A 14,279-nucleotide genomic window follows, 5' to 3' on the forward strand; every position below is an offset into this window, starting at 1 on the left:
GAAACATGATGGAAATACAAAGAAAATATGGCCGGACGTATCATTATCCGTTCTCACCGGGGACCACCAGTGACGATCGGATTAATAAAGCGTACTGGCAAGACTTACAGCTAATTGATTCGTTAATACATACTGAAAAGCTGGATGGTGAAAACAACTGCCTGAATCAATACGGAGTTTTTGCTCGTTCGCATGCAACGCCGACGGTGTCTGCCTGGACTAAGCACATCCGTCAGCGTTGGCAGCAGATTAAACATGATCTGGGTGATATCGAACTATTTGGTGAAAACCTGTATGCCACGCACTCCATTGAATATCATGGGCTGGAACAAAGTTTTTACCTCTTTGCTGCGCGTTGCCAGGATCGCTGGCTGAGTTGGGAGGAAGTGAAATTCTACGCAGCACTGTTTGATTTTCCCTGTGTGCCCGAGATCACCTTGGCGAAGCCATGGCAAACGGAGCCTGAATATCGGCTCGCGGTAATGGAACAGGCGATGGGGCCGGGCTGTTTTGCACCTCACGATGTCCATACGAGGTTACCGTGCTCGATGGAAGGGATTGTCACCCGCAACGCGGCTGAATTTCCCGTTGAGGCGTTTTCTCAGCACGTTTTTAAATACGTGCGGAAAAACCATGTGAAAACCGATCGCCACTGGCGGGTTAACTGGCAACGAGCCCGCATGGCGTATGAATATCAACAGGAGGATCACCATGTGGAGCCTGACTAATGATAAACAGTGGGACCGCTTAACGACAAGGTTCCGCTGGGTAGCTGATATGCACCAGGTGCCACAGGACCCACACCATCATAGTGAAGGGGATGTGGCGATCCATACCCGGCAGGTCCTGGGGGCGCTGAGTGAATCTGTGGCGTTTAATGCTTTGCCACCACAGCAACAGGAACTGCTGTGGGCGGCGGCACTGCTCCATGATGTGGAAAAGCGCAGTACCACCCGTATTGAGGCGGATGGTTCAGTGATATCACCTAATCATGCCAAGCGGGGGGAATTGACCACCCGATCAATTCTTTATCGCGACGTTGTCACGCCATTTGAGTTGCGGGAGCAGATTGCCGCGCTGGTGCGGTTTCATGGCCTGCCGTTATGGATAATGGAGCGTCCATCACCCGAACGTGCGTTACTTGCTGCGGCATTACGCGTGGATACCCGTTTATTGGCACTGTTGGCGCGGGCAGATGTGCTGGGGCGTGTTTGTGTGGACCAAGCCACGTTATTGAGCAATATCGAACTGTTTGAGTTGTTTTGCCAAGAGCAGCAGTGTTGGGGAACCGCGCGCACTTTTACCAGTGATTATCAGCGCTACCATTATCTGACACATCCTCAGGCCAGTGCTGATTTTGTGCCTTATGAGCAATTTGACAATCAGGTGACGCTGCTATGTGCGTTACCGGGGATGGGTAAGGATAGCTATATTGCGCAACATGGGGCGGGGCTTGCTACCGTTAGCCTGGATGATATTCGCCGCCAGCACCGGCTATCACCTAGCGATAAACAAGCCACCGGTTGGGTGGTTCAGCAAGCCAAGGCGCAGGCAAAAACGCTGCTACGCCGTGGTGAGCCGTTTATTTGGAATGCCACCAATATTACCCGCCAATTGCGTAGTCAACTGGTTGAATTGTTTGTGGCTTACCGGGCAAGAGTAAAAATTGTCTATCTGGAGGTGCCCTATGCGCAGTGGTTACAACAAAATACCGGGCGACAACACAGCGTACCGATTAAGGCGATGGAACATATGCTGAGTAAACTGGAGGTCCCACAACTGGATGAAGCGCATGAAGTGGAGTGGCGGGTGCAAGACGTGTGATATGTGTGCTCAACGAGCGTGTTGATGCCCTATGGCAATGCCGCTGTGACGGGGGCGGATTGCCATCACGGTGATTAATGCTCTATCAGACCCTCCCTTATTGTACTGTGGGCCGTTACTTGCCTTGACCGACCTGCATTTTACTTTTCAAGTAGCATGAGAAAAGGTGTTTGCTCGGATATACTTAACTACCTGCTGTAGCAGGTAGACGGAAACGAGTAACAACTCGTTGAATTATTGTCTATATCAATAAACATAGGGAATATGATGAAAAAGAAACTGGGTATATTTTTTATTCTGATCATGATGGTCGTCGGTTATGTCACTGCGGCTGATAAAACCAAAATCACCTATGGTGAAGACCCTAATCAATATGGTGAGCTGTATTTGCCAAAAGATAAGGCCAAAGGCTTGGTGGTGATGATCCACGGCGGATACTATCAGCCACAATTTACGCTGAGCTACTTAGACCCAGCCAATCAGGATTTGGTTGCCCGTGGTTACGCCGTGTGGTCGATTGAATATCGCCGCATGACGCAAGGCGGGGGATGGCAAACCACCTCACAAGATATTTTAGCGGCGATTAATCACCTTGATGTCATTTCTGCACAATATGATTTACCGAAAAATATTGTTCTGGTTGGGCACTCTGTCGGTGGGCAATTTGCTCTGTGGGCGGCTTCTCGTGCTACGCAGCCATCAAATACCTTTGGTATGTTAAAACCTAAAATTGCTGGTGTTGTCAGTTTAGCCGGAGTGAGTGATTTGCGGTTGTTGGATAAAGGCCATCGCAGCGCACACAGGGAGACGCCAATTACCCAATTTATCGGTGCCGACCCCGCAGTCTCTTCTGACATCCTTAAGAAAGTGTCCCCGATTGAGTTACTGCCTTTAGGTATAAAACAGATTTTGGTGCACGGAGATATGGATATCAATGTGCCGATCGGCGTCAGTTCACTGTATCAAGATAAGGCTATCGCAGCCGGGGATGACGTGAGCATGGTCATTGTGCCATTAGCTGATCACTTTAGCTTGCTGGACCCTGCGCTACCATTTTGGAAAGAAACGGTCTCCGCGATTGATACCTTGATGAAGTGAGTTTCGTCATTATCAACGGCGGTGATTCAGGGTTATCTGCACACGTCCTACCGCCCCCGTGATGGGGGCGGATTGCCATCACGGTGATTATTGATCTATCACTGTGACTAATAAGGGGGAATCAAACATCGCTTGCGGTGAGATGACTTGTTGGTTCCAAGGGATCTGCTTGCCATAGCGATCATATAATTTGAATAGCACGATAGGCGTGAAATGAAACTCACTGATCTTTTGCAGCTTGCCGATTTGGACGCCCAAAGCGCGATCATAAATTTTCCAAACCAGTTCTGAGCAATACATTTTATTATCTGACCAAGTGAATTGCATATCGTAAGGCAGATTAACAAATTGCTGAGCCTGTTGGCGGATGCGCAGTTGCTGTAGTTCACTAAGCGGTTGCCCGCCATTTTTCAGCCGTTTGATAACAAAGTGTTTTCCTTCACCGCGCGCTATCCAGGCATTTAGCGGGGTATATTTAACCTGAGCAGCAGCCTCGAAAACATAGGGTTTGCCATTACGCAGTAAAATGATCCCCATATGGCTATAGGGGGATCCTGTGGCTTGCTGAATGGCCAGACTTTGTGATGAACGAGATTGCTGGAAAATGATATCCCCTTCTTGTAGTTTAGGCAGCTCCTTGGCTTGGCTGACGACGCCGGCCATCAGGCATAATAGACAAAAAAAGAATACCGCCAGCCTTTTGTTCAAAAACATCATTCATCTCCACAAAATTCACTTGCCAAGCATATTAGATGGCTTATGTGTGCAGACTGTGAAGTGGGGACGATGTTGAGTTTTTTGGCTAATTGGTGAGGCAGGATGCTATCCTAGGGTAAAAGGCTGACAGAGCGTGATTTGTTAATACATTGCTATATGGATATTAAATGAAAACATCCCAACTAAACCCCAGATACAGCCGTATTCAGCGTAACTTGCATATGAAAATGGCTTGTCGGATAGAGAAATATATCTACGCATACCCACTATGGCCGTTGATTGTTAACCAACCCTATCCGTTAGATAGCGCTTCATTAGGTAACAAGGATGTGCAAGTAGAATATATTGATGACAAAAAATTGATTATAAAAAACCCAGTTACACTGTGGGTCTATTGTGTCGAGATTATTATTGGGCTAATGGCTTTATCCTTTGCTGCGTTTGTGGCTTATATGCCGTCGGGGTTAAATAATACCTATGATCCTCCTTATTTAAAGCTATCCATTCAAATTCTTTGTTGGCCTGTTGCGGTGGCAATTGTGGGCGGCGTTGTTTACTATCTAGTGGTTCGATTAAAGGATAAATACCCTTATTATTGTGAGTTTGACCGGTTAAATGGCACGGTAAAATTTGCCAGTATGGATATTAAAGGTGAGGTCAAAGAGGTGCCATTCTTTGATTGTGATTTCATTTTGCACGTGGTTAATGAGGTGCATAGTGGTCGAGGCACATTGCGCGACACAGTAAAACATATTGATTTTAGTTATCCGGTCAAACCAAAGATGTATCATGTTCTCGGGCTTTGTTCTGCTATAAAATCCAGGGATAATCTTGAAATATTAATTAATATCTTCCGCCAATACTCATTTTTGATGTGGTACATGGATAAAAACCGTCCGTTGCCACCAGGTAAGTTACTGGACCCTTATCGACAACAAGATTATCAGCGGCGCAGGTTACAACGTTTCCGTGCGCCGTTGGTGGAGTCGAATGTCATGATGATCGATTTTGATGGTGTGGCCCGCTTCGGCGCAGGCAAAGATTTCCCTGAATATGATAACTTTATCAGCACGCTGGCGACCTTCCGTTTTTACTAATCTGATTAACCACTCGCTGTTTTTAATAGCAGCTAGTGGGGATGCGACTTGGGTATAACTCTATCGCAGAACAATCGGTACTGGGTAACCTTAACTACAACAGTTGGTTAGGGGATGGTGTGGATGTGCTGAATGGCCAGACTTTGTGATGAACGAGATTGCTGGAAAATGATATCCCCTTCTTGTAGTTTAGGCAGCTCCTTGGCTTGGCTGACGACGCCGGCCATCAGGCATAATAGACAAAAAAAGAATACCGCCAGCCTTTTGTTCAAAAACATCATTCATCTCCACAAAATTCACTTGCCAAGCATATTAGATGGCTTATGTGTGCAGACGGTGAAGTGAAGGCGATTTTGATTTTTTGGGCAATCGGCTAATTATCTGCACCCAATCGCGCTACAGGTGGGCAGGGGAGTCGCCGTTCCTGACCATTCTCGTCTACCAAAAGCGTAAAGTGTCGTGGTATTAGGAACACCTGTTTGATGGTGAAGCTGATATTAGCATTCTGGTAATTAGCGATAATTAACCAAATGGTTGATTCGCGCCATTATTCTTCCAGTGACATATTTTTGTCACATATCCCCTCTAATTTATCTGTCTGTAATTAGCATGCTTCAAATGGCAGCGGTGCGAACTGCGACTAGTCATTCAGCTTTTCCTGTGGGTTAGCAGGTACCAACGATATTCAACGCGAATTATTCAGAGTATCAGCGTTTTCAGACGTTGCCGATTTAACGCAAAACGATATTCACCTGAAGTTTTAATAGGGAGGTTAAATGAAACGAAATAGGCTCAGCCTGGCGATTCTTGGTGTGGTTTTGGCGGTATCGGGTTGTAACGACAGTGATTCCGTTACCAGCAATGAAACCCCGGTAGCAACACCCACTAAAAATGTGCTGTTTTTTCTGGGTGATGGCATGGGTATTGCGACCCTCACTGCCGCGCGTATTTACAGCGTCGGCGAAGAGGGTGATTTGACCATTGATACTCTGCCGGAGACGGCGTTTGTCCATACCTACTCAAATGATGCCCAGGTTACCGATAGTGCGCCATCCATGTCGGCCTATATGACCGGCGTTAAGACTAATAACGAAGTGATCTCAATGTCACCTGATACCAAGGCCACCAACGCACAGGGTCAACCTTATCAGGTCAATTTTGACAGTACTTGCCCACCAGACAATGGCCATACGCTTGAGACGCTGTTGGAAAAAATGAAAGCGGCCAACTATGGCACGGGCGTCGTTACCACCACACGTATTACTCATGCTACCCCTGCAGCGACCTATTCTCATGTCTGCCATCGGGATGCGGAAAACACCATTGCCGCTGCGTTGGTCCCCGGTGGCACAGGGTTCAATACCAAGCTGGGTGATGGCGTCGATGTAATTTTCGGCGGTGGAACGCGCAATTTTACGCCAGCGACGGCGGGGGGCTCTCGCCAAGATCAGCGTAATCTGGTTGCTGAATTGCAGGCCGCTAATTATCACTTTGCAGCGGATAAACAGCAGTTTGAACAACTGCCGATTGATGGCAGCAAGCTGGTAGGGCTTTTCACCCCCGATCATATGTCTTATGACCTGGACCGCGACCCAGCGCAAGAGCCGAGTCTGGCTGAAATGACCGGAAAGGCTATCGACGCGTTGGTGGCGAAAGATAAGGGCTTTTTCCTGATGGTGGAAGGTGGCCGTATCGACCACGCTCTGCATGCCACCAATGCCCGCCGAGCCTTGCAGGATACCGTGGCCTTTGACGATGCGATAAAAACTGCGCTGGAAAAGATGCAACAGATCGATCCCGGTTTGAAGAATACCTTGATTGTAGTCACTGCCGACCACGACCACACGTTGCAAATGAACGGTTATGCACAACGTACCGGCAAAACTGAGGCGGGTAAACCCGGTGTGCTGGGTGTGGTGAAGAATTATGTTAGTGGTGCCAACTCAAAGGATGTGGACGGTAACCCCTATACCATCATCGGTTTCGGTAATGGTCCTGCTCATCAGGCAACCCGTGGGCCGATCGATGAGCATGATTTGGAAAGTGCCGATTTTCTTCAAGAGTCGGTGATCCCGTTGAAAACAGAAACTCACGGTGGTGGTGATGTTTTCCTTGCCGCGCAAGGGCTGGGTGCTGAGCAGTTCACCGGAACGCTGAATAACGACCAGGTATTTAACCTGATTAAACAGGCGATTGACTTACAGTGAATATTCGCACGCGAAGCGTAAATCCCTCTCTTTTCAGAATGAGCAATATCATGAAAAAAAAGCAATCTGTGGGTAAATTCAATAGCTGTACGCTATTTCTGTTGGGTTTGTTATCGCTGACTGCTGGCACTGCCCAGGCGGCCAATGAAGCCAAAAATGTGATCTTTTTCCTGGGTGATGGCATGGGGCCAGTAACGGTAACGGCGGCGCGTATTTATAAAGGCGAGAAACAGTTGGCGGCTCAACCGGGCTCACTGACCAGCAGTGAACGTGCCGAACTGACTATGCAATCGTTGCGTCATGCGGCGCGCATCAAGACTTATTCTAATGATGCCCAGACCACAGACAGCGCCCCGTCGATGGCTGCTTATATGACCGGTGTGAAGGCAAACAATGAGGTGATCTCAATGTCTGCTGACACACAAGCCTATACCGCAACCGGTGATCAGTATATCTCGGGTGAAGACAGCACCTGCCAAGCGGATAATGGTCAGCCGGTCAAAACGTTACTGGAGCTTTCGAAAGCAGCAGGGCGTTCAGTGGGGGCGGTATCAACCACCCGAGTGGGGCACGCAACACCTGCAGCGACCTATGCCCATATCTGTAACCGTAGTGGTTATAACTCTATCGCAGAACAATCTGTGCCGGGTAACCCCAATTATAACAGTTGGTTAGAGGATGGTGTTGATGTGCTGATGGGCGGCGGGCAACGTAACTATTTGCCCAAGTCCGTTAACCCAAGTAGCAAGCGTAGCGATAACCAGAATCTGGTAAATGACATGCAGAGTGCTGGTTACACCTATGTTGACAGCGGTACTCAACTGCGCAACCTCAATACCGGCTCTGTCGATAAACTGTTGGGCTTGTTTGCACAAAGTGAAATGGCTTACGAGCTAGATCGAGTGAATCAGAGTCTGGATCAGCCAAGTCTGGCGGAAATGACCGAAAAGGCGCTTGAGGTGCTCAGCCGTAATGACAAAGGGCTGTTCTTGATGGTGGAAGGGGGGCGGATCGACCATGCTCTACATGGCAGCAATGCCAAACGTGCGCTGGAAGATACTTTGGCGATGGATGAAGCGGTCAAGACCGCATTGGCGTTTATGGAAGCTAAAGATCCAGGCCTGAAGAACACGCTGATCGTCGTAACGGCTGACCATGATCACTCTATTGCCTTCAATGGCTATGGCAAGATTGGTAACCCGATTTTGGGTAAGGTTTACGATTATCAGAACGGGGAGTTAGCCAAAGCGGCAGATGGCAAACCCTATACTACATTGGTATTCGGTAACGGTGGTCGGCCTAACACTAGCCCCAGCAGCCAGGTCAATGTGGAAGATAACAAGGCCCCTTGGGTTGCTCCAGCACGTGGTGCAGAGCGGGAAGATTTGACTGACGTGGATACCACTCAGGACAATTTCCTGCAGGAAGTGGGCATCAACCTCGGCACGCCGGGTGCAGAAACCCATGCTGGTGGTGACGTGATGCTCTTTGCCGGTGGTGCCGGTTCCCAGATTTTTAAAGGCACCATGGACAACACTAAAGTCTTCTTCAAAGTAAAAGAGGCCGCGGGTTTATGAGTCATTGGCGAAGAGTATTCAGTCTGGCGTTACTGATGGTGTCTACATTACCTTTAGTGGCGACGGCGGAACCGCAGTAGGAGCCGCTAGCGGCTGTACCACCGGTTAATTTGCGGTTGAGTTATGAAAACCGCTCCATTGGGCATGACGGTATTATCCGCGATAGCCGCTATAGCGACTTAATGTATCGCCGTACTGACCAGGTTTGGATCGAACGTGAACTGCCTGAAAACCTGCGTGCCAGCCAAGCACATGGGCATGAAGATCATGCGTCCCCCCATGCGGGTCATGCGCACAGTGAAGCTCAAGGTGCACCCTTGTTGATAAAGCGCGATGCGGCAACCGGGAAGGTCAGCGTACAGGTGATATTAGATGAGCTGCACCGGGTGATTGATGTGGAATTGGCCCATTATGGCAATGTGGGATACGGAGGTTCCTGGCCTGCGGCCTATTGGCTAATCGACCCCAAGGCGTTAAGCCGCATGGAAAAACAAGGTGGAGTGAAGGATGGGGTGCAGCACTACTTGCTGCAAAAAGGGGAACGTACTATCCAGGTTGCTTGGGATGTCGCGGGGCAGTATGCCCGGAGTATTGAGCAACGTGATAGCCATGGCACCTCAATCCAACGTATGACGGCCACCCCGTTTAATGACCCGCAGGTATTGCCTTGGCAAAAACTGACGGATTATCAACGGGGAGATTACTCCGACCTGCTCGATTGATCTTGGCATGGTTTAATCAACACGCCATTTTACCAACGCCTCTTCGGGGGCGTTGGTATTAACGCTACCATTCTGATGGGCTGATCTAACAAGCTAAATATCTTATCTATTTTTGCCCTTGCTTTATGTTTTTTGGGTCTATTTTTAATAGTGAAAGAGGTTCATGTAGGAGTGGGGGATATTGTTATTCTAGCTCGAGCTTTCCCGCCGCTACAGCCTGGGATAAATCCAGCTGTAGCGGGGAAAGTTTGCGCTAATAAGCAACAGTAACAGGTCACACTAACCGCTTAATTAATGCAATAAATCAATCTGATACAGGCTCATACCGTTGCCATCATCCGCTTTGTATATACTGATATTTATCAAACCAATGCTCTGCGCGTAGGCCAGCTTATCTGCAGCAGAGCGGAAAATAACGGGGCCAGCAGTGGATACAGGAACAAAACGCCAGCTACGCGCATTGCCATCCTGCACCCGTGCCAAGACGGCCCGGTTCTTGATGTAATTTATCAGCACATCGCGGTTGTTATCCGGTGATGCATAAATAATCCGATCCGCGGTCAGCCCGGGGAAACCGCCGCCACCGGTAGCTCGATAATTGTTGGTGGCAATAATAAATTGCTGGCTGGCATCTATAGTTTTCCCTTTATAGGTGAGCTCAACAATCCGCTTGCCGACCGGTTGTGTGATATCAATTTGATATTTCAAATCATCGGACGTAAACATATCAAAGTTAAAACTGGGAAATGATGTGGTCAGGTTTTGTGCCGCTTCAACAGCAGGATCAATCTGGTTAAAGCGCTCCGCCGATTTTTCCAACCAACCTTTGACAATATCACCCGTGACCAGCACCGCGTAGACCGTATTCGGATAAAGATAGAGATCGGCGGCGTTATAGATAGACAGCTCCCCTGCTTTAACTAACGTAAAATCGCCCACACCAGAAAAGCCCCCCTTAAATGGTGCACTGACGGAAAGGACAGGAATATCGTTATATTCAGGTAGGTTAAGATCGACATAAGCCTTAACATAATCAGCTTGTGCAGCATTGACAATCTGAATGGCAGAGACCTCACCAACATCAGCAAAATAGGTTGTCATATCAAAATCACTCCGTCCAATTGGTGTTTTGACGTAATCAATTACCTCTTCATTAACGGTCTGAATCGCTTGTGAAATTGACGGGTCGCTATCCACATAGGTTTTTGTAGCGGGATCTAATAGCGTTTTATCCAATTCAACGCGGGTGTTTTCTTTGACGACCTTCCAGCCGGATAGATCATGCTGTAAGGTTAAATGAATCAAGCCTACCGCCTTGCCCCAATAGCTGGCCATCACTGCCGGGACACCATTCAGAAAACCATTTTTACTGTCGACGCCTGGAGCATTACAGTCTCTGCTACTACAGGATGCCAGCGGGAATTCATTGTGGGTATGCCCCATAATGATCGCGTCTATCCCAGGGACTTTCGCCAGATAATAGTTGGCGTTTTCCATCTCTGCTGAGTAAGCACTTGTACTATATCCGCCGTGGGAGAGTGCGATAACCAGATCGGCACCTTCCGCTTTGGCCATTGGCACATATTTTTCGGCAGCTTCAACAACGCCGCTAACGCCTATCTGCCCATCCAACCAGCGCTTGTCCCAGTTCATTATTGGCGGAGGGGTAAAACCAATCACGGCTATTTTGATAGGTAACTGACTTTCCTGACCCTGCGCGTCATAGATTTTCACGCTTTTATTCAGGATGATATAGGGCTTATACAGTGGCTTACCGTCCTTCTGACTCCAGACATTGGATGAGACTAGCGGAAAGTTGGGGCCAACACATTTTTTTTGCTCACTTACTGCGGGCATTGCCGCGATATTGAAGGTTGCACCGGTAACCTGTGCCAGGTAAGGTAGACCGTAATTGAATTCATGATTACCCAGAGTAGCCGCATCGTAACCTATCTCATCCATCGCTTGGTAAATAGCCAGCTTTTCATCACAGCTGATTGGATTAACCTGCGCCTGATAGTCAGCCAGCGTAGTGCCCTGAATGGTATCGCCGTTATCCAATAGCACAACATTGCTATATTTACTTTTAATTTCACGCAAGAGCGTTGCCGTTCGCTCAAATCCGAAACTCTTGTCCTCACTGAGCTTAAAATAGTCATAGCTCAGAATATTTGCATGAAGATCGGTTGTCGCAGCCAGTGTCAGCTCACCGCTACCGATTGTTGGAACAACGGTGGTATCTGCGTGATGGTCGCTTGAATCACAGGCATTTAAAACTAATACTGAGACAGATAGTAGGGATAGGGAAATAATATTTTTCTTAAAATACAATAACATAATCTCTCCAGAGAAAGGCATGATTTGCACATTGGCTGATGCTTTATAAACATCATTCCATGATTAAATATTTAAAATATAATAATAAAAATCATCTAGTACATCGGCATTTCATTTTAATGAATTAAAAAAATAAGTAAATGAACGCAGTGATTAAATAAAGAAGAAACTGCTTTCAATTATATTGAATACCAAAATTAATTCGAGCTGCAGCTATGCCGCACGCTCGAATAGAACAGTCAATTGGCCCAGCGGCATCGTAAAATGGCTAAGGGCCCTTAGCCATCCCTCATATGAGCGAGGCATGGAGCGGTTTCTGAGGAATGATCTCCGTTATTGACCCGCTAATATTGAGCAGACAGCCTTAAACCGGGCAAAAAACCAGCCTCTGCAATACCCACCAGCATTCTCAATACATACAGGCTGTTAGAACCGGTAGCGAATATCGTGGCGGTAGATACCACGCCACAGATCACCATGATAATCGCAATCCAGCACCGTGCACGAACGATCCCCAGTATGATGTTGCTGGGAATGCCGTACACCCTCATTTCCTAGGTGATAAGTGTGATGCAACCCAAGAATATTAAATTCCATCCTATTATTATTTCAAGAATTTATTATTCTCATTAACGACTTTTATTCATTATGAGGGAATGCAATGAAAATACTAGGAGTAACAAAGGTTGCTGTGCTTATTTCCAGTCTGACACTGATGGGGTGTGATGACGATCATTTTTCCACCAGCCAGCAAGAATCGCAAACCAGTGCCGAACAGATAGTCACTCAGATGAGCCCACGAGAAAAGATCGGCCAGGTGCTCATGCTGGATGTGCGCAACTGGGGAAAAAATGCTGCGGGTGAACCTCAAGGCGTCACCGTGCTCCCTACGGAGCTGGCTAAAGTCATCAATGACTACCGTCTGGGTTCTGTGATCCTGTTTCGGGAAAACTTTATTAATACACCTCAAAGTTATCAGCTGATTCAAGATTTACAGAAGGCCAGTTATCAGTTGCCCCTCCTGATCAGTACCGATCAAGAAGGCGGATATGTTACGCGTCTGCGTGAAGGCACAGAAATGCCGGGTAATATGGCACTGGCCGCAACGCGCGATGCCAATATGGCACAACTTGTGGGTGAAGTTCACGGCTCGGAACTCAACGCATTGGGCGTGAATATTAACTTTGCACCAGTTGTGGATGTCAATACCAACCAGAATAACCCGGTTATCGGTGTGCGTTCGTTCAGCAGCGATATTGCGCTGGTTAATGAGATGTCTAGTGCCTATATCAAGGGATTGCAGCAGAATTCTGTTATGTCCACTGCAAAGCACTTCCCTGGCCACGGTAACGTGGAAACCGACTCGCATTTTGGGTTACCGCTGGTTCCTTATACTGAAAGTGAATGGCGGCAAAGCGATTTGTTACCATTCAAAAATGTTATCGAACAGGGCATTGATGCCGTACTAACGGCACATATCATCGTTCCTGCCCTTGACGATACCAAAGTAGTTTCTAAAAAAGATGGTACTGAAATCGGTTTACCAGCCACATTGTCCAAAAAAATCATCACCGGTATTCTTCGTGATGAGCTCAAATTCAAAGGCCTGGTATTTACTGACGCAATGGATATGGGCGCTATCACCGAGAACTTTGGTGCTAATGAAGCCGTGGAAATGGCGCTGATGGCAGGCAGTGATGTTATGGTGATGCCAGTCCATATCTGGGATCAAGAAGGGATTGATCAACTGGAAGATCTTTACCAATATCTGGAAACTCAATACTCTAAAAATCCAGAGTTTGCGTCGCGCTTACAAGAAGCCGCGACCCGGGTTGTCCAAACTAAGTTGGCAAAAAAGATCGGTGCCACAAACAATTCACGTACTTTAGAGTACGCTCAATCTGTCGTTGCTTCACCTGCGCATAAAAGCGATGAACAGAAAGTGGCAGAGCACTCCGTTACGCTTATCAAGAATGACAATCTGTTGCCCTATTCCCTTAATGGACAGAATAATGTGCTGATCATTTCTGATGAAAATACGCGCAATGATATTATCCGCAGTGAATTGCAAAACATTGCAAGCAAGCTTGAAAACCAGGAAATCACAGTTTCCAGCCTGGCATATAAGCTGGATCAGCAAACCGTGCCAGCCAATCTGGAAGAGAGTATTGAAGCCAACGATCTGGTTATTCTGGTCACTTACAATCTAAAAAACAAAGGGCGTGCTGCACAGCAGACCATTGATAAAGCGAGCGAATTGGGGATACCCCTGGTTGTTATCTCATCACGCAATCCCTATGACATTGCTTATCTGGATAATGTGACCGCCAACCTGGCTATTTATGGTATCACCGGGTTTGATGTTACCAACAACAATCGTAACTCTCTTGAAGCCAATATTCGGGCAGGCATCAGAACATTGTTTAAAAATGAGACTGACACCCTCATCTTTAATGTTCCTAGCGGTAAATTGCCGGTTGATATCAAATCTCCTGAAGGTGAAGTCATCTACCCCTTCGGGCATGGCTTGACTTACTGATTCCAGTAAAAATTACCTCAGTTGCGCAAAGTAAAAATCCGCCTTCCTAGAAGGCGGTATTGTTTAGGCGGACACTTCTACTTAGCCTCTACAACGGTAGGGGATGCAGAGATTACTTATCTATTATCATGCTATTTATTGATGAGCTATACTTTTATAAA

Annotated in this window: 11 protein-coding genes and 1 pseudogene; 8 read left to right on the forward strand and 4 right to left on the reverse strand. The window is 47.4% G+C overall.

Going from position 1 to position 14,279, the window contains the following annotated elements; all coding sequences use genetic code 11:
• The first annotated feature begins 8 nt into the window (after positions 1-8).
• The 3 genes from AC2A06_RS03675 (at position 9) to AC2A06_RS03685 (ending at position 2,922) form a co-directional block, all read left to right on the forward strand.
• Positions 9-728, forward strand: coding sequence for an RNA ligase family protein (locus AC2A06_RS03675; protein ID WP_473198013.1), 720 nt, complete (start codon positions 9-11; stop codon positions 726-728).
• The gene (locus AC2A06_RS03680; protein ID WP_484379396.1) at positions 712-1,824 is read left to right on the forward strand and encodes an AAA family ATPase; all 1,113 of its coding nucleotides are present in this window, start codon (positions 712-714) and stop codon (positions 1,822-1,824) included. Before AC2A06_RS03675 ends, AC2A06_RS03680 begins: the two co-directional genes overlap by 17 nt.
• 267 nt (positions 1,825-2,091) lie before the next feature.
• Positions 2,092-2,922 (forward strand): alpha/beta hydrolase family protein, encoded by an 831-nt coding sequence (locus AC2A06_RS03685; protein WP_484379397.1) that lies wholly within the window; start codon positions 2,092-2,094, stop codon positions 2,920-2,922.
• Positions 2,923-3,009: 87 nt separating this feature from the next.
• Here the strand turns inward: AC2A06_RS03685 and AC2A06_RS03690 are convergent, their stop codons facing one another.
• A complete protein-coding gene (locus AC2A06_RS03690) occupies positions 3,010-3,639 on the reverse strand; it encodes a YiiX family permuted papain-like enzyme (protein ID WP_484379398.1) in 630 nt (209 codons plus the stop codon).
• A gap of 167 nt (positions 3,640-3,806) precedes the next feature.
• On the opposite strand from AC2A06_RS03690, the gene AC2A06_RS03695 reads away from it, so the two are divergent.
• Positions 3,807-4,736, forward strand: coding sequence for a hypothetical protein (locus AC2A06_RS03695; protein WP_484379399.1), 930 nt, complete (start codon positions 3,807-3,809; stop codon positions 4,734-4,736).
• Positions 4,737-4,843: 107 nt separating this feature from the next.
• Here AC2A06_RS03695 and AC2A06_RS03700 read toward each other — a convergent pair whose 3' ends face one another.
• Positions 4,844-5,017, reverse strand: coding sequence for a hypothetical protein (locus AC2A06_RS03700; protein WP_484379400.1), 174 nt, complete (start codon positions 5,015-5,017; stop codon positions 4,844-4,846).
• A 495-nt stretch (positions 5,018-5,512) separates the two neighbouring features.
• Here AC2A06_RS03700 and AC2A06_RS03705 point away from each other — a divergent pair, with 495 nt between their 5' ends.
• The 3 genes from AC2A06_RS03705 to AC2A06_RS03715 all read left to right on the forward strand — a co-directional run bounded on the left by AC2A06_RS03705 (position 5,513) and on the right by AC2A06_RS03715 (position 9,242).
• A complete protein-coding gene (locus tag AC2A06_RS03705; protein ID WP_484379401.1) occupies positions 5,513-6,943 on the forward strand; it encodes an alkaline phosphatase in 1,431 nt (476 codons plus the stop codon).
• Between the two features lie 50 nt (positions 6,944-6,993).
• Complete coding sequence (locus tag AC2A06_RS03710) at positions 6,994-8,520, forward strand: alkaline phosphatase (RefSeq protein ID WP_484379402.1); 1,527 nt, start codon at positions 6,994-6,996, stop codon at positions 8,518-8,520.
• A 116-nt stretch (positions 8,521-8,636) separates the two neighbouring features.
• The gene (locus AC2A06_RS03715) at positions 8,637-9,242 is read left to right on the forward strand and encodes a hypothetical protein (protein ID WP_484379403.1); all 606 of its coding nucleotides are present in this window, start codon (positions 8,637-8,639) and stop codon (positions 9,240-9,242) included.
• Positions 9,243-9,533: 291 nt separating this feature from the next.
• Here the strand turns inward: AC2A06_RS03715 and AC2A06_RS03720 are convergent, their stop codons facing one another.
• Together AC2A06_RS03720 and AC2A06_RS03725 are read right to left on the reverse strand one after the other, a co-directional pair.
• Positions 9,534-11,579: a bifunctional 2',3'-cyclic-nucleotide 2'-phosphodiesterase/3'-nucleotidase gene (locus tag AC2A06_RS03720; RefSeq protein ID WP_484379404.1), complete on the reverse strand. Its 2,046-nt coding sequence runs from the start codon at positions 11,577-11,579 to the stop codon at positions 9,534-9,536.
• Positions 11,580-11,926: 347 nt separating this feature from the next.
• Positions 11,927-12,124, reverse strand: a pseudogene (locus AC2A06_RS03725) (4-hydroxyphenylacetate permease); the annotation flags it as partial.
• Positions 12,125-12,240: 116 nt separating this feature from the next.
• Here AC2A06_RS03725 and nagZ point away from each other — a divergent pair.
• A complete protein-coding gene (nagZ, locus tag AC2A06_RS03730) occupies positions 12,241-14,118 on the forward strand; it encodes a beta-N-acetylhexosaminidase (protein WP_484379405.1) in 1,878 nt (625 codons plus the stop codon).
• The last annotated feature ends 161 nt before the right edge of the window (positions 14,119-14,279 follow it).

It is taken from the genome of Serratia sp. HNCC26DJ244 (genome assembly GCF_057180565.1).